We start from the raw sequence: 22049 nt of genomic DNA, 5'->3' as shown, positions 1-22049 counted from the left end.
TCACCTATTGATATCGATTCTTTAAATGGTTATTGATTAGTTGACATGCCTCCTTTTTATATTCTCGAGATAACAATTTGGTTCTGAGGTAGTCCATTCGCAAGCAATATTTTTTATAATCATTTGAAATTCTTGTTATGGCTTGCTGCAAACTGTCAGAATTGAAGCCGGAAAAGGATAACTTTATGCCGATTCCAAGTTCTTCGACAATTCGAGCGTTCATTTCCTGCTCAGGTATTGCAGGAATGATAATCAACGGTGTCATAGCTGATATCGCTTCCTGAATACTTGCCATTCCGCCCCTGGAAACAAAAATTGATGAATATCTCAATTCTTCATTTTGTGACGCATATGACAGTAGTTCAATTTTATCAGGTAACACTCCAAATGATGATACGTCAATTTGATTGCCAATAACAATTTTTCCATGTTTGTTTATAGATGATAGTGCGGTAATGCACTCGCTATAGAACTCTCTGTCTCCATTAAAGACTGTTCCCATTGATATGTATATTCTATCTCTTTCTTTTACCGGTATAGGTGTTTTTCTCTCCAAATCCGGATATCCAAAAAAATGAAAGCTAGAATTAAGGATATTTTTTTCCGGTTGAAAATCAGGCAATGTGAATACGAGATTTAAATCTCCACTATTTACAAATAGATCCCAAATATCATAACTCGCCTCCTCCAGACGGAATCTTGATATCAGTTGGTCAAGTTTCCGTGATAGAGTTATCAATTGCTTAACATTGTCAAAAGAATCTGTGCGTTCTGTTTCCAGCTTTTTAAGGAACGGCAACATGATTCTTTTATCTAAAACAAAAGTTGTAAAAAGGGTTATTGAAGGAAGTGAAGATAGGGAGCTAATAAAACGCCCCCAGCAAGCTAAGTGAGAATAAATAATGTAATCAGGTTTCTCCCGCCCTATCTCTTCCGTTAAAAAGTTTTCAAGATTGATGGCAGTATTTAGTAAGCCTTCGCCTAGTTCCCAAAATCCTTCGCCCCGATTTACTTCTGTGGAATAATATATCAATGCATCTCTTGGGTAGCTCCGAAATATCCAGTTTATGTCATCTTCTTTTGGCTTAAACTCCTCCGTATTATAATAAATCATTTCATGACCATTTTGCACAACTTCTCTGATGACAGGCAAAAGAATTTTTGTTACACTATATGAAGGAAGACTTAAAAACAAACCTTTCATCTTTGAAATTTTATCCTCAGCAATTATTTTAACGGTTCGTTCAACTTTTGCTTTTCTACGATATAAGAGGCTAGGCTGTTAACGTTTTCGAACAAAGATGCGCTCATTTCATCCTCCTCTATAGTTATTCCAAATTGCTTTTCAATTTCAATAATAAAATTCACAATTGTGATGGAATCCATGCCGAGTCCATCGTCGTACAAGGAGATATCATCAGTGATGTCTTCTCTATTGATCAAAAGTCCCAAATCGTCGCTAATAATTCTTTTAAGATTCTCTTTGGTTAAATCTATTTCATTCATGATTTTCTGATTTTTTGCTCTATAGTTGTCGTGCTATTTTCTTTATTTTCATTCGGTCGGGCTTCCCAGTGGCCGTTAAGGGCAAATTGTTCAGATTGATTAGCCGATCCGGCCTACAATAAGTGGGCAAATTCCGAGTGCAAGCCTGTAATATGGATAACTCTATTTCTTGGTGGTCATTCACTTTGGTATACACGGCTATCAACTCGTTTCTGATCTTTTGTTCGTCCTCACGTTCAAATACTATTACCTCCGCTACGTCTTTACAATGGTTCTTTATTGATATTTCAAGCTCTTCAATTGAAATCAGAAAGCCTGATCGATTAAGTATATTATCGGTCCGTCCTATCACTTTGAATCGATCTGCTCCCATTCTTGATCCCAGATCTTTTGTGCTGTACATTTTACCAATTGCCAAAGTCGGAATTGATTCCCCAGTCTGATCGACATATTCTTCAAAACCAGAAGGATGCGAGCAGCGTATCTCGCCTTGGTTTCCTCCACCAGAAAACGATATTTCAACACCTTTTAGCGGAACAAAAACACCTTCACTTCTCAACTCTAGGGTATGTGCAGGCATCGTCGTTGCGACAGCTCCAAGCTCGGAAGACCCGTATAGATTAATTAAAAGACCATACCGTTCCTCAAATTGAATATAATCTTGAGGCGAGATTTTTTCCCCGGCACAGATAAACCTTCGTTTACCTAGGTCCTTACCCAATCGAATTAGCATTTTTGCTTGGGTAGGTGTAATGTACAGTAGATCAGGATTGAACTTACGAATCTGTTCATAGATTTTCAGAATATTTCCACCATCGACAATTTTTATTATCGCGTTGGCAATAAGCGACGGTAATAGTCCAGCTCCAAGACCGTACATGTGAAACGCTGGAACACATATCAGAACTCTACATTTCGAACTAAGTTCAAATCTGTCTATGCAGCCTGCAGCATTTTGAAGCAACTTATCGTGCGTATAACGTATAATTTTTTTATCCCCTGTACTGCCAGATGTTGCAAAATAGACGGATCTAGGTTTTCCGGCGGAAAGCTCGCGAAGCTTTAAATCACTAGAAGGTTCAATGATAACTTCATGATGATTTTTTGAAGCAACATGATGATTTTTTTCTGGAATTGTAATGGTATGACTACAAAAACTTGGAATCTGGCCATTGACCGAATAGGAAGAGGACACATAAAAACTCTTTTCATTAGCTAAAAGATATAGGAGAAAAACTGTAAAGGAAATCTTATTCGACCCCATAAGCGCCATGCATCCATTAAGTTTACCAACATCGTATGACCTATCGATAATAGAAAATAAGTCGGGAATATCCTTATATCTAATTGATTCCACCTCATCAGAGATAATATTGCTGGATGACAGTTGTAAGTAGCTTTTAAATAGTTCAGTTATCATAAATTCTGCTTAACGTTTCAAGACCATAATATTCCTCGATTACTCCCAGTTTGTTGTTGCCGATCCAGTATTCATACTTTTTTTCAAAAATCGGAGAATTAAAGCAGTTTAGTTTCTGTTGGATATGTTCGTTGGATATCTTGTTTACCTTAACCATTTTCTTTTGGATAGAGTCCTGACCGTTCAACAAATAAAAAATTTTTCCAATAGGTGTTTTTCCTTCGATTAAGTCCAAATACGCGCGATCAGTTAGTTTTGATTTTCGCAACTTGCTTATGCAGTAAAGGACAGGATTCTCTTGTTGCGAAAAGAATAGTACAACTTCCCTCAATAGCCAGATTTCTCCCCCCATAAGTTCTTCCGTCTGACTAAGCGTACAAACATGCAGATTCTTACCTGACAGTTTCTCGAGAAAAAAGGTCGTTGATAGCGTTAGTTCAGCTAAATCTTTTAGGATTCTTTGTAAGTCTAAAGCGTCTTTGAATATAGTCATTATTAAGTGTCTATAGGTCTTAAATTTATTATTGTACTATAGCGATTAGGCAGGTTAGTCTCGTTTGGTTAAAGCTATCGCTACTGTCTTTCCTTTTTCTATAAATCAATTGCCACCTGTAAGAGAATGACAGCATATTACTCTTTTTTTAAAGGATTTTACATTTGGTTAGAATATGTAAACATTGATATCTGATCAATAATAGTTCAAATACAATTGAAATTTAATATTGAAAATTAAGAAAAACAACTCCATGGAGAGACAACTATTTAAATGAGCCTTAATTTTATTTGAACTTGGAGAATTCCTATGTAAAAAAATATTGCTTTTTCATATCACCACCAATATTTTACATAACAAATGGGCGGTTATATCGGTAGATATTGTTTATATTGGTTTGCCACAATATTTAATTTATTCTAGCTTAATTAAAATGTCTAGATATTTAAAAAGGATTGTATGTTAAGTTGTTATATTGTTGAAGATGATTTGGATTCTATCGAAATATTAGAAGACTATATAGAAAAAAGCTTAAATCTTGTTTCTTTGGGTCATGAAACTGATCCAAGAAAAACATTGGAGCTATTCACTTCATCTGAAAATTTACCGGATGTTACATTTTTAGATATAGAACTTCCGAATATATCTGGTATTGATCTTGCAAGAATAATAAAAGACAAGACTTTAATCGTGTTCGCTACAGGGTATAATAATTTTGGAACTGAAGCCTTTGAATTAGGTGCAATAGACTATCTCAAGAAACCTTTTAGTTACGAAAGATTTCTTTTAACATTGTCAAAAATTCATCAGTATTTCGCGACAAAAGAGCTCAACGAGAAAACAAAGCACATTTTTCTTCACATTAAGGAAAATAAAAAAACGCTCAAGGTAAAAGTGAACTTAGAAGACATTATTCGTATACAAGGACTTGGTAATTATCTACAAATCTTCACGCATTCAGAGCGGAATTATATCTATTACGGCAAGCTTTCAGATATTCAGTTTGTTTTACCCAGAGATTTTGTCAGGACTCATAGGTCCCATATAGTAAATCTAAAATATGTAGAAATTATTGATGGAAATAATGTTGTACTAAGAAATGGAGTCAGTATTCCGATAGGAGAAAAGTTCAAACAGAATCTTGGATGATTCATAGTGACGAAGAATATCGATAATTTGTTGTAAAAAACCGAGTTATTACTTTTCTCCTGGTGGCAAATGATATCGATAATTATTCCTGCCATCTCTTATATCTGACATAGCCTAGGACTTTTAGGGGTTTTATAAATATATTATATATTCTTCATTTTTTTGAGGCTAATTATCTGGCAATACCGAAATAACCATCCAATACCAGGTTCTCGCCAGTAGATTGATCGATTTCTTTCCGGCCGATTAAGATAGGTATCGAAGTGCCGCAATATTAATCGGCATTTTAAGATAGCGTTTACTTGCCACATCTGCGTATTCCAGGTCTGTATCCGATCCATCATTACTTTCATCGGCTCTCTTTAGTAACATCCCGGCTATCAAAGCGCCCGATATCTTATTTTCTTTACCCATTTCAGTCCAATATTATTGTGTCCACTTATCAAATTCATTTACTGAACTCACATCTATGATATCCATTAACGACAAAGTCCTATGCAACATAGACAGTACCTGTTTCCGGAACATAGGCTTCGATAATTTTGCGGCCAGCGGCAACCGCCATTGCCACCCTGTAATATCCATCAATTACCAGACTCTCTGTGTAAGGTCCGTGCGTCAATCGCTTTCCGATCAGTATAGGAGGCGCCTGGCCTTCCATGGGGCCGATATCATATCTATCCTCAATAAATGAATGAAGTTCAATATCCTGCCGTCTCAGTTCTTCAATATCAACTTTCATTTTAATATAGCGTTTTTCTGCCACTTCCGCATAGAAGAGGTCTTCCTTTACGGCCTCTATATCCCACTGTTCCGTAGCCAGAATTACACTAACTATATCCGCTCCCGAAATCCATTCCATTTCAATCTTCTTTTTCATACTTCACCGCTTTATATTTTCAATTTTTCTTCACTATCAGATGCCTTAATGCGGGATCATTGATCATTCTCTCCATCTCCGCAGAAACAATATCCTTTACATCCTGTCTGATCTGTTCATAATTTGCCTTTACCATTGCACCATCCACCTGTCGAATTACCGGTATGGGAGCATACGCCTTCTCCTCTGCTTCTATGGCATCAAAATCATTTTGTATTTCACAATGGAAGGCTTTCAAGGGTATTTTTTGCTGGGGTGTATCTGCCACCATCCCTACAAATTCCCTGGATGAAAGCGCCGCTATTTTAGACGCAGGAACTGCATATTCAAGCTGTTTATTCCTGCTAATGAAAGTATCCCGCTATTGATCGAAAGGCTCTCACGATCCTGCATGATCTTTCCGGTCTGTTCAGATAGCTGTTTCGCAGTATCCCCCGTCACCTGCCCTGAGATCACATTCCCTACGATGCTCATGATAACATCGGCCTGTTCTTTCCCATAATCTTTGCGTAATTGACTGGCATCCTGAACACCCAGAACACAGCTGATCAGATTCGATCTCCCGGTACTGATCGTAGGTATTACGTCTGTTGTCAGCGTGGGAAATTCGTCGAAGATGAGCATGGATTTAAGCTTCTTTTTTTTATTGATGATCTTTAGTAAGCGGTTCGTATAAAGGGAAAGAACCGCTCCGTAAACCTGGATTTTCAACGGATTATTTCCCATACAGATTACCTTAGGATGTTCCGGATTATTGATATCTAAAGAGAAATCACTACCTGACAACACATAATACAGTTGTGGCACTTTCCGCTCCCCCCTGCTGACGGCGGGCCTCAACGGGTGAAGCTGATGGGCGAGGCCTACGTGAAGGTTCCGCCGAGGGATGGAAAGGTAAGGTCCGTCATGGAAACGTCCAACAGCCTGATAGCATGTGGCAATGGAGACTTTAGCGTCGTGGCAGTGAAGGGCTATACCAGGACGGTACTCATGGGCGGCAAGCTATCACTAAGGAGCCGAATGGAAAAACGACAGCTCGAACTGGATTGTTACGGTGCTTTGGGCGTTGTTGCCAGCTATCGGAAAAAAAACAGCAACGTTTCAACGGATTCCCTCACCTATTCGCCCTATGGCAATCCGAGCGGGGAACTGACCTGGACAAAGGCGGTCCGGACATATCGGGATGTACCGTTGCGGCAATTCGTAACCGAGGCGAGCCGCTGGCAAGGGTTCCGCGTGGAAAACATCTACTGTATCCCGGCTGATGTGCGCATCAGCATATCGGTATGCTACAAGGCTCCGATGAACGAGGTGTTCGCGGCAATACGCGAAAAAGGTGTGATGATGTACGAGCGACAGGGGATGGTGAGCTTCTGCAGGCCGAAGAAAGAAAACCATGCAGCGGTGGTAAAAGTCATCGGCCGATATGCTCAATGATCTGCCCACAAAAATATATCCGTCAATATAGAGCAATACGTCATATGAACCGTCCATGATTAAATAATCATTAAACACACAAGGGAATGATTATTTTAATCTTGGTAAGCTCCCTCTGACCGCTAAAAAGCAAAATATAAGCAGATGAAAAGGAAAGGCAAGAAAAAATCATTAGGCGGGGATACAAAGGTAACGCAACGGAAAGCATTCTATGCACGTATCCGCACCATCTGCGACAAGATGGTGGGCGGGAATTACTTTGACCTGTTCCCTGAAAGCAGTCTGCGTCTGATGTTTGCCCACCGATACCCGCCTATCAAGGTGATCTTGAATGGTAGACGGGTAATGACAGATGACGAAGCCATGAGGTACAGGCGCTCGCTGGTGAAACTGTTTTCCGACAGGTACGTGGAGACGTTCACGGGTGAGCGCATTAGCTATACCCGCTTTCTCACCGATGCGCTGGTCCTCATCCACCATGTACAATATGGCATAAACAACAGGTTCAGGGGCGCATCGGCACTGATACGGGCTTTTGCGTCCTATTTCACGGATAGCGATTGGTACAAAGGGCGGAAAGAGGAGGCATTGCAGCTGATGGGCGTGGCAGACCTGCAGTTATACGACTTTTACCGTGGTACGGTCAGGAGCCGATGGCATGGCTGTAATAAGCCCCGGCCAGCGAAACGTTATCCGTGTGTACCGTCTGCCCCACCAGACCAGCCTATTGGACATTGAAGGAAAGAAGCGGGTGATTACCAAACTGGGTATCCCTGGCCAAAGGGAGATAAGGGTCTTCGACCGGCCTTTGCTACATCCGGGCGAGTTGGGTTTTGAGAGGATGGATGGCAGCGTCGCCTTGCCCCTCTATGCACAGCAACATGCCTTCAACCGCTTCGAGGAACGTACTTCTTTCCCCGCCCGGCTATGTGCAGACAATTCTCACAGACCTGTTCACGAACGGTAAGCCACATTTCCGGTATTATGAGGGTCGTTCCCTGCTGGAATGCTACATAGGTAAGCACAAGGTGGGCTATTTTGTCATCACGCCCCATGACGGCAAATGGGTGGTGCGCACGTTCCTGTTCCTCACCAATGACGGCACACCGGAGGGCCGCAAGCTGGCAGACCTAACCGACTGGCAACGCATGGACAGAAAATACCTGATGGTAGACAGGATGGATGCATTCCTTGCCTACAATATCTCGGGCGATGCAGGGCTGCGCAAGCTGTTCGTCAAGGCCGGTTGCGGCTCGCTGCTCCGTTTTGCGGAAGAGCTTGCTGCCCTAATGGGGATAACGCCTGATAGCGCCGATTACATCTATAGGTACATGAGCAAGGTAAGGTAATTTCTCTCTGTTCCTTTATCGAAAGCCTTGTCGTATTTATGGTTCACAGCTTGCAAATACATTTAGTTCTCACTAAGCCGCGGACTGTCGTCCTACATCGGCACGTACACTACCGAAAAATTGGTATACATCGGCTGACGATATTAAATAAATATTTCACATATTTTGCGGTCGACACCGCGCTGAACCNTTCTCACTAAGCCGCGGACTGTCGTCCTACATCGGCACGTACACTACCGAAAAATTGGTATACATCGGCTGACGATATTAAATAAATATTTCACATATTTTGCGGTCGACACCGCGCTGAACCCATGTTTGAGTGAGGCCTTAAACCATCACTACATTCTACAGCTAAATATACGAGCATGAACACCATCCGGCCGAAAAACACAAAAGCCTGCAAATAAATATTTGCAGGCTTTTGTGTTTTTCGACTTAAAACGCGTAGCGGGGAGCAGGATCGAACTGCCGACCTCAGGGTTATGAATCCTGCGCTCTAACCATCTGAGCTACCCCGCCATTTTTACCCTTTCTCGTTTGGGTTTGCAAATATAGTTTATTTTCCTTTTCTTTAGAAAAAAAGTTAAAAAAGTATTTTAGAACACAATTATTATCCTAAACCATTATGGCAGAAAAAAGGAAAATGCAGTTGGAATATGAAATAAAATCTTCTCCTAAAATATTATACTCGTTTATAAGTGAGCCAAATGGGTTAGCGCAATGGTTTGCCGATGACGTTATATATCGGGACAACAAATATCATTTCGTATGGGACGATGAAACGCACCCTGCTAAATTGCTGACGGCCCGTGAAAACAAGAGTGTAAAGTTCGCTTGGTTAGACGATACCCCTTACTATCTTGAATTGGAAATTTTGCAGGATGAACTAACAAATGACGTGGCGCTCGCCATTACCGACTTTGCTGCTGAGGAGAATGAAGCTGAAAGAAAACTGATATGGAACAATCAGATTAAATATCTTTTAAGTGTACTTGGTGCATAATTTTCGTAACTTTGTAAAAGATTTCGCTGCAATCAAATTGAGGGCGAGTATAGATGGAGAAAGGTTATTGGCTTGTTGTTTTTCTAGCACATATCTTAGCTGAGAGATACCGGAGCTTTAACATCGTTAAGCCAGCAAATTATTTTATTCAATGAAAAAGGTTCACGTACTGGTATTAAAGGCTTTTTTTAAACCTTTTATAGTCACATTTTTCATTGTAATGTTTGTGTTGTTAATGTTATTTCTATTCAAGTACATTGACGACCTTATTGGCAAGGGTTTCGAGTGGTATGTGATCTTAGAACTTTTATGGTATGCCTCAGCCGCTCAGATTTCAATGGCAATGCCTTTAGCGATGCTTTTATCCTCCATCATGACTTTTGGTAATTTAGGCGAAAGTTATGAATTAGTTGCCATAAAGGCCGCAGGCATTTCTCTTCGTAAAGCCATGATGCCTCTTATTATTCTTGTTAGCCTTATCAGTATTGGTTCTTTCTTTTTTAGTGATTATATTCTTCCGGTCACTAATCTAAAAATGGGATCACTCTTATATGATGTAAGAAATAAAAAAGCTGATTTTCTAATTAAGGATGGGATCTTTAACAGCAGCATACCGGGTTATTCTATTCGTGCGCGAAACAAAAGCAAGGACGGTACCATATTATATAATCTGATTATTTATCAACATGGTAACATCTCAAGAGGAACGAACGTATTATTGGCAAAAGAAGGTGTCATGTACAACTCGCGTGATAACAACTATATGATCCTAAAGCTGAAGGACGGTGTTCGCTATGAAGAGACAACTGCCGGCGATCGCTCTTACAATCCAAGACAACAGTTTACTCGTTATTATTTCGATCAAACAGAACAAAAGTTTGATATGTCCACCTTCCAGATGAAAAGAACAGATGAAGATCTTTTCAAAAGTCATTCGATGATGCTTAACTTGAAGCAACTTAGTTATTATACCGACTCTACGACAAAAATGCTCGATAGTATTCGAGGGAAAATTTTCAATGAGATTAAGTCGAACTATAAAATATTCAACAGTTATCAAGCGGCTCAAAACAAGCCAGCGACAGCAGGTGGAGCTTTAAAAAACTATAGTCAATCATTTGAAGAAATAATTCCTGCCGATAAGCGCGTTGTCGCTGTTAATAATTCACTCAATGATATCCGATACATTAAAGAGGTATTGGACATGAAAGCAAAATCTGATAAAGATTTTGATCTGTCTATTGTTCGCTATATTTTGGAGTATCACAAAAAATTCACCTTAGCAGTCTCTTGCTTATTACTATTTTCTATTGGCGCTCCACTTGGAGCCATTATTCGAAAAGGAGGTTTAGGTCTGCCTGTCGTAATGGCTATTATATTCTTTCTCATTTACCATATTATTTCTACCGTCGCGGAGAAATCAGCTAAGGAGGGGAATATTGATCCTGTTTTAGGAACTTGGACAGCCATCATTGTTTTAACACCTCTCGGCGTATTTTTAACCTATAAAGCTGCAACCGATTCGTCTATTTTCGACGTGGAAAGCTATAAACTAGCCATCAACAGGTTTTTTGGAAAACTTGGAAAACTATTCCAAAAGAAATTCGGTCGGAAACAGCCTGTTCAAAAGACATGACGCTCTCATTATAGAGGTCTACATAAACACACTTATCTTTGCATTACGTAACATTACAATACACGAATGGATTTTCATCTAAACACGATCGAAGAAGCGATCGAAGATATTAAAGCAGGTAAGGTTATCATTGTCGTAGACGATGAAGACCGCGAAAATGAAGGAGATTTTATAGCAGCTGCCAGCAAGGCCACCCCAGAAGTCATTAACTTTATGATTACACATGGCAGAGGACTGGTTTGCGTTCCCTTAACAGAGCAACGATGTCAGGAACTTGAATTGAAGCCAATGGTAGGGCAAAATACCGCTGTATATGAAACCAATTTTACCGTATCGGTCGATCTACAAGGGTATGGATGTACAACCGGAATTTCAGCGTCCGACCGCTCCAAAACTATTAAGGCTTTAATCGATCCTACTATTAAACCGGAAGAACTGGGTCGCCCCGGACATATTTTCCCGCTCATAGCAAAAGATGGTGGTGTGTTAAGAAGAACAGGTCATACGGAAGCCGCTGTTGATTTAGCGCGTTTAGCGGGTTTGGAACCAGCAGGTGTCTTGGTTGAAATTCTAAAAGAAGACGGGGAAATGGCTAGGCTTCCCGATTTGATCGAAGTTGCCAAGAAGTTTAATTTGAAAATTATCTCCATCGAAGACCTAATTGAGTATCGGTTAACTAAAGACTCTTTAATCAACAAGGAAGTATCTGTTAAACTGCCTACTGAATGGGGTGATTTTAACTTGGTAGCTTATAAGCAAAAAAATACCGGTGAACAGCATTTGGCGCTTGTTAAAGGTTCTTGGGAATCCGATGAACCCATTCTAGTTCGAGTGCATAGCTCTTGTCTAACAGGAGACATTTTCGGATCATGTCGTTGCGATTGTGGGCCGCAATTGCATAAGGCCATGGAAATGATCGAGCAAGAAGGTAAAGGGGTCATTGTATATATGAATCAGGAGGGCCGCGGCATTGGTTTAATCAACAAATTACACGCCTACAACCTTCAAGAAAATGGACTCGACACCGTTGACGCCAATATTAAGCTGGGTTTTAGCCCCGACTTAAGGGATTATGGTATAGGTGCACAAATACTTCGCAACTTAGGTGTTACAAAAATGCGCCTCATGTCAAATAACCCCACGAAACGAGCAGGTTTAGTCGGCTATGGATTAGAAGTTGTTGAAAACGTTCCTTTAGAGATTCAGTCGAATAAGCACAACGAGCTCTATCTTCGCACCAAAAGAGATAAAATGGGACATACCATTATGAAAAACACGTAATCAATTGAATTGATAAACAAAGGTAAGCTAGGGCAATGAGGCGCAAGCCAGTTGTTTCAGTTTACCTTTGACCCTTTGATCGAAGTACTCTCTTCCTTTTCAGGGATCGTTTTTGGATTTTCTTCGTCTTCCTCCTCTTGTTTCTTACGATTTAACATAAACATACGCTTAAAGAATTCCCCCAGTGTGTCAAAATCCTGTCTATAAACCAATCCGAAAGCACTGACATACTCATCGGTCGGATTCAAAAAGTTACGGTTGTTTAGCCGATTGGAGGCTCTAAACAACAAATTACCATTTTTTCTGATCAAGTATAAGGCTTCAACATCACTGGCAACCTGATTTCCGAATACGTTAAGATCGTTTAACTGACTACGACGATCCGTGATACCTCCTGTTAATATAAGTCGATTATTCAGTAAGCGAATCGATGCACTGGCTTCATTAAGTGAACGAATATTAAAGTCGACAAAATTTAAATTTAAAGATTGTGAAATGATATTATTCAGTTGATTGAATGCCAACTCGGTACCTGCACTTAAGAAGGTGCTGTTAAGTTCTGTGGTTAAATCCGTTCCCGTTCCCGGGGCAAAACTCCTTCTGACGATCAAGCTTAAGGCCTGTTGATTTACATTGTTTGCATCACTGAGATAACTTTGCAATTCATCCTTTACATAAGAATCCACTGGGAAATCAATGGCAAAACTAATTTCGGGATGAAGGAGATTTCCTGCCAAAATCATTTCTGCCTGTGCCACAACGCGCTGATCAGTCCCCTGCCTACCCGCTGCTGTATAAAGGGGTCTAACGCTTGTTCTAACCTCATACATGGCCGTTAGATTGATCAATGCTTCGGCGGGATTTCCCGTCCAACGAATAGTTCCTCCGCGGTTAATCTCAAAGATTTTGTTAATGAAGTCTTGTGCTGTAAACGTAAATTTCCCTTGCGAAATAACGTATTCGCCAAACATCTCAAAATCCCCTAAACTGGTGATATTCATGGTTAAATTTCCATTACCTACTCCCGATAGTTTACCAAGGTCTGTGATAATGGTTGCTTGAGCGTTTCGGCTGATATTTAAATCGATATGAAGGGTTAAACCATCAAAATAAGAGCTTCGCGTTTCACTGAAGGTTGAATCTTTAGAAACAAAAGTGATAAAATCATTTTCACTAACTGTCCCTGATGCGTTCAAGGGTATATTAAAGCTAGTCCCTTCCTCCGTCGCCGCCTTAATATCGATATCCATATTGCTGGTAGGACCTTTAAACACAAAATCACCGGTCCCTATACCGATGCCATAATAAAGTGGGTTGTCCTTCGCAGTCGTGTTTAACACCATAAAATTTTTGGCGCTGACCCGAACATCGATAACAGGATCCAGTGGATTACTCATATCAACAGAACCGTTTGCTATCGCTTGGTTATTATTTTTATCAAGTATATTCAGATTTTTTAGTTCAATAGAACTATTGTTCACCTCAACTTGATCGTTGATTGTATAGCGAGTTTTGAGATAGTTTACGGTGAAACTTGCATTCTTAAAATCGCAGTCCCCACTTATAACCGGGTTCCAAGGCGTCCCTTTGATACGGATACCTGCCGACACCGTTCCTGCTAAATCCGATACCAGTTTCTTGAGAAAGGGTTCAAAAAGTACTATTTCGCTGTCTTCTAAATTTGCTATTAAATCCAAGCTATTTTCGCGTGCTTTTGCATCGTATGATCCGGTAATAGCCAGTGTCTTTGTTTCTTGCCGATTTACTTCCATATTCATTCCGACTAATTTACTCGTCGGATCCATTTTAGCGGTAAGTGTCATATCGCCAATCTCCCGTCCATTATAGTAAATATCAGAAGAATTAATATCAGCCGAGACATAGGGATTCTTCAATAATGAAAAAAGTTGGAAATCACCATTTAATTTACCTTGCAATTCAATTCCCAACGGATTCGTTATTCCAGCAAGTGTCGTCAAATTAAATTTATCAAAGGACACACTTAACACGTCCTCTTCATTTTTAGAAATAAGCCCGTCAACTTTTACATGTTGCTCTCCATTTGCAAGTTCAAAACCATTAATGTGTACATTGCCACCATGGAAATCAAAATTCACCCTTTCCTCAAGCTTCCAATTTTCACGATTGATTACTACATTGGAAGGTAATAAGCTAAGGGTCGCTGCCTCATTTTCATTAAATTCAACTAAACCATTTAAATCTAATTGGTTTTTAGCATCTACATCCGATAATTTCATATTAAAACGCAAACTATCATCACTTAGAATATTGGCGACATTGATGTTCTTTACATAAAGGCTATCGGTTACATTCAGTTGGTCAGCTGTCGCTGTTAAATTAAGCGACTCGTCCATGGCTACGCCGTCAACAATTACATCTTTCACTTTAATTTTACCCACTTCCAACAAGGGGATATATGCATTTAAATTAGCTATACTATCCACTGTAGAAAATTTACCGTTCACCACCATGGTGTCAGGAATCTTAACACTGGGTGCAAACAATAAGAGCAAGGGTTCGGATCGCTTTAACTTAAGTGCAATATCAAACACTTGCCTGCTGGGTTTCGGTTCGATATTCCATGACGGTAAATAGCGCTTGGCTACAGATTTAAAGTAAGATGAAAAAGAGGCCAGATCAATCTCCCCATTCATAGTTGCATCAAGCACGTCAGATTGCACAGCAATTCTGCGATTTGCGCGCGCTCCCTCCGCTAACAAGACAACAGAATCGACAGCAATAGAAGAAGAAGGTTTTCGTAACACAATACGATGTAAACGAGCATCGCCTACTATAGTATTCACGTTATTCCCCCGAAACTTACCACGTATTTGTCCTTCTGCCTGCAGCGAATCTCTAAGCAATCCCATCTCGAAGAGATTAGCTTTTTCAACACGGGCCGAAAAATCATAGGAAGTTTCCGAATCTCGAAAATCAATAATAGCTTCTCCCTGTAAGTTAAGATTCCGGTCGTTGATATCCGCTTCCACATTCAGTGTTTTGGCATTCATCGCCCCATCTAGACGTATATTCTGATAGCTCTTTCCTTTGTAAGTAATCGCACTAATCCGACTCTTTAAATGAGCACTTAATTCATCCAAGGTAAAACCTTTACCCTGTACCGTTGCCTCTAATGAGATTGGTCCGATTTGTCTATTGTTCAACAAACTGCCGAGATTAAAGTGATCCGTTTTCAAGCTTCCTTGGTATGAATTTTCATCCTTTAATTTAATCCCCCCTTTCGCCTCTATTTGACCAAGGAGCGTCTTTAAACTTCCATCAAGTTGAAAATCATCGTAAAATCCCTTAGCCTTACCTGTATAGTTAACGTTTCCCAACGTTTCCAATATTGCAGGCAATTTAAAATCCTTTTGTCCACTAAAGCCTGCGATGGAGGGTTCTAAGTCCGCTTTAATCGTAGCAAATTGCTCTAGGTTCAAGTCAAACGTCGTGTGTTCAATCACCGGGAGTCCGATAACGCTTATATTACCACGCAGATAAGTCGCTTTTCCCATTTTAAGTAACAGGTGCTCACCTCTAAAGTTTCTAAGCGTACCGCTTAAGCTTCCGCTTAAACCAACACTAAAGACAACTTGATTCACGCTGGGTGCAAAAAAGGCAATATCCCGAGAATCGACACGGGTATCTTCCATCAATGCATAAGTTTTCACACGCTCTGTGAAATTAGCAAAATCCCTTAGATCGGAATACTTAAATTGAAGTCGCTTTCCTAACCTACTCCTATTGGTTTCTACAAAAAGTTTTTCAAAATTCATGGAAGTACTATCCATGTTGAAAGAGGCATCTAGTCTTTTAAGTTCAAAACCACTTTTTTCTTTAAACCTCAACCCTTTTATGTCCACTTTAAGCAAGTAGTTTTTGAAATCAATATTTGAAAGATCTCCGTGTAGCCCTAAAATATCGACATCATTAAAGTCAATACCCTCAACCTGACGTTCTATTAATTCGTTTCTATATTTGAAATGAATATTTTTAAGTTGTAGGCCATTCAGATTAATCCTAAATGAACTTTCTTTCTTCGACGTTTTTGGAGTGCTGAAGTAATTAACAATAAAAGCCAAATTACTAATAGAATCGCTATTCTTCTTTAAATAAAAGCGGCTATTTAATAATATGACGTCCTTAATCGTAACCTCTTTCGATCGGATACTTTCCAAATCTATACCCGCCGTTAATTCCTGCGCAAAAAGCAGGGTATCATGTGATAAATCTTCTATGTAAAGGTTTTTGAGCGACAGTGAAGAAAAAGGTTTTAAATACACTTCGTCAATGCTGATCTTCGTATGAAGTTCATTCGATAAATAAGAAGCAAGCTGCTGAGCAAAATAAGTTTGAACCGCTCTGAACTGTAAAGCAAACAGTATACTTACCAGCAATACGAATACACCGGTAAAAATATAAAGTATTATTTTTGCTGCTTTTTTAATAAATTTGCATTTAAAATATTAAACAATCTGTGCTTTGGCAACCATTCTCGGTATCGAATCCTCCTGTGATGAAACGTCGGCCTCTATTTGTATAGACGGAGAAATACGGTCAAATATTATTTCGAATCAAACCGTACATGAAAAATTCGGTGGTGTTGTCCCTGAATTAGCTTCAAGGGCTCATCAACAAAACATCATACCTACGGTTAGCGAAGCTATACGCGTGGCAAAAATACATAAAAATGAGATAGATGCCATAGCTTTTACGAGAGGCCCGGGATTACTTGGTTCGCTACTTGTCGGTACCTCCTTTGCAAAAGCTTTTGCTCTTGCTCGGAATATTCCACTTATAGAGGTCAACCATATGCAAGGGCATATACTAGCACACTTTATTGACGCTCCAAAACCAAGTTTTCCTTTCTTATGTTTAACGGTATCCGGTGGACATACTCAAATTGTTCTTGTAAAGGATTATTTTGAAATGGAATTAATTGGTCAAACCATTGACGACGCTGCCGGGGAGGCTTTTGACAAAACCGCAAAGATTTTGAATCTACCTTATCCCGGAGGACCGTTAGTAGACAAGTTAGCAAAAGAGGGGGTTCCACGTTTCACTTTCCCCGAACCTCAAATCAAAGATTTTGACTTTAGCTTTAGTGGTTTAAAGACATCCATTTTATATTTCGTGCAACAAAATATAAAACAAAACCCAAGTTTTTTAGAAGAGAACATAAATGATATCTGTGCTTCTGTTCAACATCGTATCATTAGCATTCTATTAAAGAAATTAAAATCAGCGGCCAATCATCTTCAAGTAATTGATGTAGCCATTGCAGGGGGGGTCTCAGCCAATTCGGGTCTTAGGAGTTCACTTATGTCGCTTGCGGAAAAAGAGCACTGGAATGTTTTCATACCAAAATTCGAATATTGTACGGACAACGCGGCCATGATTGCAATCGCTGGATATTATAAATACCTTAGTCAAGATTTTGTTTCACAGGAAATCGCCCCGCTTGCTCGCTGGAACGTAAGCAACTAGGCTATTTCTCAGTATATTTATACATAATGGGAGCTCCAAGTTTATTTTTTTTCGGCATTTTCGCCATTCCTCTGATCGTCTTACTAGTATGGTTAATGCGAAAAGACAAAAGAAAAGGTATTTTTGGTATAATCGTCCTAATAATACTTGTAGTTTTTGCTATTGCCGCTTCCTTGAAAGCAAGCAAAAGTGAATTGGATAGGCAAAAATATGAAGAAACTGATCGTTAGCGATCTAAACAATTTATTATTACATAAAAAAGGCGATGGGGTTATCACCACATCACCTTAAAAACCTATACGATAAATTAATTAATCGGCATTATGCTCCTCTAATTTCTCAGGAGATACCATTTCCTTAATTTTAGTTTCCAATTCTTCCATTAAATCAGGATTATCCAATAACAAGTTTTTCACAGCGTCACGTCCTTGACCTAATTTCGTATCTCCATAACTGAACCATGATCCTGATTTCTTGATCACATTAAAATCAACTCCTAAATCGATGATCTCACCAACCTTTGATATACCTTCCCCAAACATAATATCGAACTCCGCTATCCTAAACGGAGGTGCCACTTTATTCTTAACAATCTTTACCTTTACCCTATTTCCCGACACTTCATCCGAATCTTTAATCTGAGAGGTTCTACGAATATCCAGGCGTACAGATGCATAAAATTTCAGTGCATTTCCTCCAGTCGTTGTTTCCGGATTTCCGAACATTACACCAATTTTCTCACGTAATTGATTAATAAAAATACAGCAGCAATTTGTTTTAGAAATAGTTCCTGTTAATTTTCGGAGTGCTTGAGACATAAGCCTGGCTTGTAGGCCCATCTTGGAATCCCCCATCTCTCCTTCAATTTCACCTTTAGGAACTAAAGCTGCTACAGAATCAATAACAATGACATCAATGGCACCCGAACGAATAAGGTTATCAGCAATTTCCAGTGCTTGCTCACCATTATCGGGTTGAGATATCAACAAATTCTCAATATCGACTCCTAACTTTCGTGCGTAATATTTATCAAAGGCATGTTCAGCGTCTATAATAGCCGCAATTCCACCCTTTTTCTGTGCTTCCGCCACAATATGCGTGGCCAAGGTCGTTTTACCGGAAGATTCCGGACCATAAATTTCAATGATCCTGCCCTTAGGTACACCACCAATTCCTAACGCTATATCCAAACCCAAGGACCCCGTTGAAATTGAGTCGATTGGCTCCACCGCCGAATCACCCAACTTCATAATAGTACCCTTACCGTATGATTTCTCCAATTTATCCAGCGTCAGCTGTAAAGCTTTTAGTTTATCTTGATTACTCATCTCCAAAATTTTAATCAAATATAGGTAAATTATTTTAAAAATACTAAATATGTTAGCATATTGCACCCTTTTTATTTATCAGTGCTTTTCGTCCCTTTTAGATATACTTTCTCATAATATTTACAGAAGTAAGTAATTGGGCATTCATCACATTTGGGTTTTCTCGCTACACAGATATAACGCCCGTGCAATATTAACCAATGATGCGCTATCGCAAGCGTTTGTTTCGGCAAATGTTGAACTAGTTGTTTCTCGACTGCCAAAGGCGTTTTTGCCTGATTGGTTAGACCAATTCGATTTGATACCCTAAAAACGTGTGTATCTACGGCAATCGCAGGGGCATCGTAAATGACCGAAGCAATCACGTTTGCCGTCTTTCTACCTACGCCAGGTAGCTTTTGTAATTCATTTATAGCTGATGGAATAACACCATTGAACGTATCAAGAAGCATCTTCGCCATACCTACCAAATGTTTAGCTTTATTATTTGGATAGCTCACACTCCGAATATAAGTGAACACTTCATCAACTGACGCGGCCGCTAGTGTTTCTGCATCTGGAAAACGATCAAATAACTTAGGGGTAACTTGATTAATTCGTTTATCCGTACACTGGGCAGACAAAATCACTGCCACCAATAATTCAAAGGCATTGCTATAGTGAAGTTCAGTTTGGGCATCTGGATTATGTGACGAAAAATAGGCAACAAATTCTCGAAAACGATCTTTTTTAAGCATAAGCAAACCTATAATAAAATCCTCACTTAACCAATCCGATACAATAGTTTTTAATCCTATTCACGCATCAAAGTGATAAGCGACATAACGATAAAAACTTACTTCCTATGGATGGCTCCTAGTTCCTACTATAAACATTTCTAAACGCCTATAATTAAGAAGTAGTTTTATTACGTTGTTTCGAGAAAGTTAAAATAGCTTCGACGCTCTCGCGGGAAGGATCTACTAAGATCGTATCCAATGGTTGCTGAAGCATCGCATAGAAAAGCTTCTCCTCTGCATTAATCGATACTTCACCATATAAAGAAGTATCATTCGCAAGGCTATCTAAAATTTTGGATGTAAAAGTTTCTACCATAGATTATATTTTAATGTTTTGAAGATATAATTTATTAACGCTGAATTTGTTCACATATTGTGTAGCTTTTCAGGCTGCTCATGTTTTTCTACAAAGTCTTCGGCAAGCCTCAACGCATTGAATGCGTTTACAATACCACCTGTTACACTGATATCTGAAAGCAATACTTTTCTCTTACTTTTATCTTGTATAATTTTCACACGGTGTGTTGGCTTTACAACCGAATCAAATATAATTTTCTTAACCTGGGAAGCTGTCAAATGAGGGTAATAAGATCGTATAATCGCCGCCAAACCACTTACCACCGGAGCCGCCATACTTGTACCCTGTTCTTCTTTATATTTAGAACCCGGCACTGTTGAATTAATAGCTACACCGGGAGCAAAAACATCCACCGTACGTTTGCCGTAGTTAGAAAAATCAGCAACTAATGTCTCGTCATATTTCCAGCCTGTAGCTCCTACTTCAATCCAATTCTCCGCAATGCCTTTATTCAGACCTAAACTATCCACATAATTTCTATTGGGGTAATTTGGTTTCGAGTCATTATCCTGTCCTTCATTTCCCGCCGCATGAATAATAAGGACGTCATGTTTCATCGCATAGTTTACGGCACTATCCACGATCTGTTTGTCCTTAACATATGCTTTTCCGAAACTCATATTAATTATTTTCGCTCCATTATCAACGGCATAGAAAATAGCATTAGCAACATCTTTATCACGCTCATCACCATCGGGTACCACGCGCAACGCCATAATTACAGCCCGATCAGCAACTCCTTTAATTCCTCTTTCATTATTTCTATCAGCAGCAATGATACCGGCCACATGGGTTCCATGCAAAGCATCCGGTCCCTTCACATCATTATTTCCATAATATCGCTCCTTACTATCGTCATAATGATCGCTTACAATCTTTCTCGGATCATAATCAATGTTCAGGTGATAATTAACTTCTGCTTCGTAATGTTTCACCCCTTCCGTAAGATCATTATAAAATTTCCCATAATCGCTTTCTTCACGGATACCTTTTTCTATCATGGATAAGGTTTTCCGTGCAGCCTTACTTTTGGGTTCATAACGCTTAAAGTCATCCATTGTTGGATTTTCCTTTCCTATATCTTTAACGATGGAATCTACTTGTTGTTTAAACGCATTTATAACACGTTCTGTTAGCTGAGCAATCTGTAATTTACTCATATAATCGGTCGTCATCTTCTGATAAGCTAAAAACTTTCGACGTTCATCCTCACCTAACGGTGTTGTTGGCAATACGGAAACATATTTTGGATGTAGTTCTCTAACCAATCTTACGACTTCCAAGTTATCATATTGCACATTTTCACCCTTGCTATTGCCAATAAAATTCCATCCATGAAGGTCATCTATATAACCATTTGAATCATTATCGATACTATCGCCGCTGATCTCCGCACTGTTCAACCAAATTTTCTCCTTCAAATCTTCGTGTTCAACATCAACCCCCCCATCAATTACTGCTACCTTAACCGGAACTCCATGCTTTCCCTTCAATAATTCATTATAAGCCCTTTCCGTACTTATACCTGGGACACCATCGACTTGCAAATCGAGATTTTGCCAATTATCTTTCGCTTTTTTTGTTTGTGAATAGGTATTAAAGGAGAAGAGGCTAATAAAGACTAAGGGGAGAAAAGGCATTCTATTGGTGTTCATGAATAAAAACTTATGTATTTAATAAAAATAGTACTATTTATTTAGACGGAAAGTTATTGGAATAAAAATCTTATTACAAATGAAAAGAATCGGAAAAAAGAATAAGGAGTGGAAAAAATGGAGGGCATTTCAGTAAAAATCTGTAAACGGAAAAGGCCGGGACGTTTTCACGTTCCGGCCTTCCTGTAAAGATCGGCACCGACCTACTCTCCCACATGTTACTGCAGTACCATCGGCTCTGGCGGGCTTAACTTCTCTGTTCGG

21 protein-coding genes, 1 tRNA gene and 1 rRNA gene are annotated in these 22049 nt (G+C 39.4%); 8 read left to right on the top strand and 15 right to left on the bottom strand.

The genetic code is table 11. The features are described from left to right. Positions 1-4: 4 nt before the first annotated feature. The 4 genes from RYH73_RS25920 to RYH73_RS25905 are packed head-to-tail and all read right to left on the bottom strand — an operon-like array spanning position 5 to position 3419. Positions 5-1204 carry a glycosyltransferase gene (locus RYH73_RS25920; protein WP_335316342.1) on the bottom strand — a complete coding sequence of 400 codons (1200 nt, stop codon included), beginning with the start codon at positions 1202-1204 and terminating at the stop codon, positions 5-7. A 23-nt stretch (positions 1205-1227) separates the two neighbouring features. Further along, entirely contained in the window at positions 1228-1506 is a 279-nt protein-coding gene (locus tag RYH73_RS25915) for an acyl carrier protein (RefSeq protein WP_335316341.1), read from the bottom strand. A gap of 19 nt (positions 1507-1525) precedes the next feature. Further along, positions 1526-2926, bottom strand: coding sequence for a class I adenylate-forming enzyme family protein (locus RYH73_RS25910; protein WP_335316340.1), 1401 nt, complete (start codon positions 2924-2926; stop codon positions 1526-1528). Further along, the gene (locus RYH73_RS25905) at positions 2916-3419 is read right to left on the bottom strand and encodes a hypothetical protein (protein WP_335316339.1); all 504 of its coding nucleotides are present in this window, start codon (positions 3417-3419) and stop codon (positions 2916-2918) included. The genes RYH73_RS25910 and RYH73_RS25905 overlap by 11 nt, the downstream gene beginning before the upstream one ends. 459 nt (positions 3420-3878) lie before the next feature. On the opposite strand from RYH73_RS25905, the gene RYH73_RS25900 reads away from it, so the two are divergent. Next, positions 3879-4568, top strand: a complete 690-nt coding sequence (locus RYH73_RS25900; protein ID WP_335316338.1) for a LytR/AlgR family response regulator transcription factor — start codon at positions 3879-3881, stop codon at positions 4566-4568. Positions 4569-4814: 246 nt separating this feature from the next. Here RYH73_RS25900 and RYH73_RS25895 read toward each other — a convergent pair whose 3' ends face one another. The 4 genes from RYH73_RS25895 to RYH73_RS25880 all read right to left on the bottom strand — a co-directional run bounded on the left by RYH73_RS25895 (position 4815) and on the right by RYH73_RS25880 (position 6288). Beyond that, entirely contained in the window at positions 4815-4982 is a 168-nt protein-coding gene (locus RYH73_RS25895) for a hypothetical protein (protein ID WP_335316337.1), read from the bottom strand. A 79-nt stretch (positions 4983-5061) separates the two neighbouring features. After that, entirely contained in the window at positions 5062-5448 is a 387-nt protein-coding gene (locus tag RYH73_RS25890) for a hypothetical protein (protein WP_335316336.1), read from the bottom strand. A 19-nt stretch (positions 5449-5467) separates the two neighbouring features. Next, positions 5468-5719, bottom strand: coding sequence for a hypothetical protein (locus RYH73_RS25885; RefSeq protein WP_335316335.1), 252 nt, complete (start codon positions 5717-5719; stop codon positions 5468-5470). Positions 5720-5748: 29 nt separating this feature from the next. Next, positions 5749-6288: a TraM recognition domain-containing protein gene (locus RYH73_RS25880; RefSeq protein WP_335316334.1), complete on the bottom strand. Its 540-nt coding sequence runs from the start codon at positions 6286-6288 to the stop codon at positions 5749-5751. Between the two features lie 180 nt (positions 6289-6468). On the opposite strand from RYH73_RS25880, the gene RYH73_RS25875 reads away from it, so the two are divergent. The 3 genes from RYH73_RS25875 (at position 6469) to RYH73_RS25865 (ending at position 8234) form a co-directional block, all read left to right on the top strand. Next, positions 6469-6885 (top strand): hypothetical protein, encoded by a 417-nt coding sequence (locus RYH73_RS25875; protein ID WP_335316333.1) that lies wholly within the window; start codon positions 6469-6471, stop codon positions 6883-6885. A 363-nt stretch (positions 6886-7248) separates the two neighbouring features. Beyond that, positions 7249-7623 carry a hypothetical protein gene (locus tag RYH73_RS25870; RefSeq protein ID WP_335316332.1) on the top strand — a complete coding sequence of 125 codons (375 nt, stop codon included), beginning with the start codon at positions 7249-7251 and terminating at the stop codon, positions 7621-7623. A gap of 143 nt (positions 7624-7766) precedes the next feature. Further along, positions 7767-8234, top strand: coding sequence for a hypothetical protein (locus tag RYH73_RS25865; protein WP_335316331.1), 468 nt, complete (start codon positions 7767-7769; stop codon positions 8232-8234). A 448-nt stretch (positions 8235-8682) separates the two neighbouring features. Here RYH73_RS25865 and RYH73_RS25860 read toward each other — a convergent pair. Then, a tRNA-Met gene (locus RYH73_RS25860) sits at positions 8683-8756 on the bottom strand. Positions 8757-8862: 106 nt separating this feature from the next. On the opposite strand from RYH73_RS25860, the gene RYH73_RS25855 reads away from it, so the two are divergent. The 3 genes from RYH73_RS25855 to RYH73_RS25845 all read left to right on the top strand — a co-directional run bounded on the left by RYH73_RS25855 (position 8863) and on the right by RYH73_RS25845 (position 12157). Continuing rightward, entirely contained in the window at positions 8863-9240 is a 378-nt protein-coding gene (locus RYH73_RS25855) for an START-like domain-containing protein (protein WP_335316330.1), read from the top strand. 151 nt (positions 9241-9391) lie between these two features. Then, positions 9392-10876 carry an LptF/LptG family permease gene (locus RYH73_RS25850; RefSeq protein ID WP_335316329.1) on the top strand — a complete coding sequence of 495 codons (1485 nt, stop codon included), beginning with the start codon at positions 9392-9394 and terminating at the stop codon, positions 10874-10876. 66 nt (positions 10877-10942) lie between these two features. Next, positions 10943-12157, top strand: a complete 1215-nt coding sequence (locus RYH73_RS25845) for a bifunctional 3,4-dihydroxy-2-butanone-4-phosphate synthase/GTP cyclohydrolase II (RefSeq protein ID WP_335316328.1) — start codon at positions 10943-10945, stop codon at positions 12155-12157. 56 nt (positions 12158-12213) lie between these two features. Here the strand turns inward: RYH73_RS25845 and RYH73_RS25840 are convergent, their stop codons facing one another. Continuing rightward, positions 12214-16575 carry a translocation/assembly module TamB domain-containing protein gene (locus RYH73_RS25840; protein ID WP_335316327.1) on the bottom strand — a complete coding sequence of 1454 codons (4362 nt, stop codon included), beginning with the start codon at positions 16573-16575 and terminating at the stop codon, positions 12214-12216. Positions 16576-16660: 85 nt separating this feature from the next. Between RYH73_RS25840 and tsaD the strand changes: the two genes are divergently transcribed. Then, positions 16661-17665 carry a tRNA (adenosine(37)-N6)-threonylcarbamoyltransferase complex transferase subunit TsaD gene (gene tsaD, locus RYH73_RS25835; protein WP_335316326.1) on the top strand — a complete coding sequence of 335 codons (1005 nt, stop codon included), beginning with the start codon at positions 16661-16663 and terminating at the stop codon, positions 17663-17665. 311 nt (positions 17666-17976) lie between these two features. Here tsaD and recA read toward each other — a convergent pair whose 3' ends face one another. The 5 genes from recA to rrf form a co-directional block, all read right to left on the bottom strand. Continuing rightward, positions 17977-18993 carry a recombinase RecA gene (recA, locus tag RYH73_RS25830; RefSeq protein ID WP_335316325.1) on the bottom strand — a complete coding sequence of 339 codons (1017 nt, stop codon included), beginning with the start codon at positions 18991-18993 and terminating at the stop codon, positions 17977-17979. Between the two features lie 71 nt (positions 18994-19064). Next, positions 19065-19730 carry an endonuclease III gene (nth, locus tag RYH73_RS25825; protein WP_335316324.1) on the bottom strand — a complete coding sequence of 222 codons (666 nt, stop codon included), beginning with the start codon at positions 19728-19730 and terminating at the stop codon, positions 19065-19067. A 154-nt stretch (positions 19731-19884) separates the two neighbouring features. Then, positions 19885-20088: a hypothetical protein gene (locus tag RYH73_RS25820; protein ID WP_335316323.1), complete on the bottom strand. Its 204-nt coding sequence runs from the start codon at positions 20086-20088 to the stop codon at positions 19885-19887. A 50-nt stretch (positions 20089-20138) separates the two neighbouring features. Then, positions 20139-21785 carry a S8 family peptidase gene (locus RYH73_RS25815; RefSeq protein WP_335316322.1) on the bottom strand — a complete coding sequence of 549 codons (1647 nt, stop codon included), beginning with the start codon at positions 21783-21785 and terminating at the stop codon, positions 20139-20141. A 190-nt stretch (positions 21786-21975) separates the two neighbouring features. Further along, positions 21976-22049, bottom strand: a 5S ribosomal RNA gene (gene rrf / locus RYH73_RS26745); the annotation flags it as partial.

Origin of the sequence: Olivibacter sp. CPCC 100613, assembly GCF_036959255.1 — a bacterium.
Classification (GTDB): Bacteria; Bacteroidota; Bacteroidia; order Sphingobacteriales; family Sphingobacteriaceae; genus Olivibacter.
Note: the sequence above shows the minus strand (reverse complement) of the source record. Positions and strands in the feature narration are given on the sequence as shown.

Coding starts and splice junctions, on each gene's coding strand:
- RYH73_RS25920 (WP_335316342.1), bottom strand. CDS start 1,204: ATGAAAGGTTTGTTTTTAAGTCTTCCTTCATATAGTGTAACAAAAATT.
- RYH73_RS25915 (WP_335316341.1), bottom strand. CDS start 1,506: ATGAATGAAATAGATTTAACCAAAGAGAATCTTAAAAGAATTATTAGC.
- RYH73_RS25910 (WP_335316340.1), bottom strand. CDS start 2,926: ATGATAACTGAACTATTTAAAAGCTACTTACAACTGTCATCCAGCAAT.
- RYH73_RS25905 (WP_335316339.1), bottom strand. CDS start 3,419: ATGACTATATTCAAAGACGCTTTAGACTTACAAAGAATCCTAAAAGAT.
- RYH73_RS25900 (WP_335316338.1), top strand. CDS start 3,879: ATGTTAAGTTGTTATATTGTTGAAGATGATTTGGATTCTATCGAAATA.
- RYH73_RS25895 (WP_335316337.1), bottom strand. CDS start 4,982: ATGGGTAAAGAAAATAAGATATCGGGCGCTTTGATAGCCGGGATGTTA.
- RYH73_RS25890 (WP_335316336.1), bottom strand. CDS start 5,448: ATGAAAAAGAAGATTGAAATGGAATGGATTTCGGGAGCGGATATAGTT.
- RYH73_RS25885 (WP_335316335.1), bottom strand. CDS start 5,719: ATGGTGGCAGATACACCCCAGCAAAAAATACCCTTGAAAGCCTTCCAT.
- RYH73_RS25875 (WP_335316333.1), top strand. CDS start 6,469: ATGGAAAAACGACAGCTCGAACTGGATTGTTACGGTGCTTTGGGCGTT.
- RYH73_RS25870 (WP_335316332.1), top strand. CDS start 7,249: ATGAGGTACAGGCGCTCGCTGGTGAAACTGTTTTCCGACAGGTACGTG.
- RYH73_RS25865 (WP_335316331.1), top strand. CDS start 7,767: ATGCCTTCAACCGCTTCGAGGAACGTACTTCTTTCCCCGCCCGGCTAT.
- RYH73_RS25855 (WP_335316330.1), top strand. CDS start 8,863: ATGGCAGAAAAAAGGAAAATGCAGTTGGAATATGAAATAAAATCTTCT.
- RYH73_RS25850 (WP_335316329.1), top strand. CDS start 9,392: ATGAAAAAGGTTCACGTACTGGTATTAAAGGCTTTTTTTAAACCTTTT.
- RYH73_RS25845 (WP_335316328.1), top strand. CDS start 10,943: ATGGATTTTCATCTAAACACGATCGAAGAAGCGATCGAAGATATTAAA.
- recA (WP_335316325.1), bottom strand. CDS start 18,993: ATGAGTAATCAAGATAAACTAAAAGCTTTACAGCTGACGCTGGATAAA.
- nth (WP_335316324.1), bottom strand. CDS start 19,730: ATGCTTAAAAAAGATCGTTTTCGAGAATTTGTTGCCTATTTTTCGTCA.
- RYH73_RS25820 (WP_335316323.1), bottom strand. CDS start 20,088: ATGGTAGAAACTTTTACATCCAAAATTTTAGATAGCCTTGCGAATGAT.
- RYH73_RS25815 (WP_335316322.1), bottom strand. CDS start 21,785: ATGAACACCAATAGAATGCCTTTTCTCCCCTTAGTCTTTATTAGCCTC.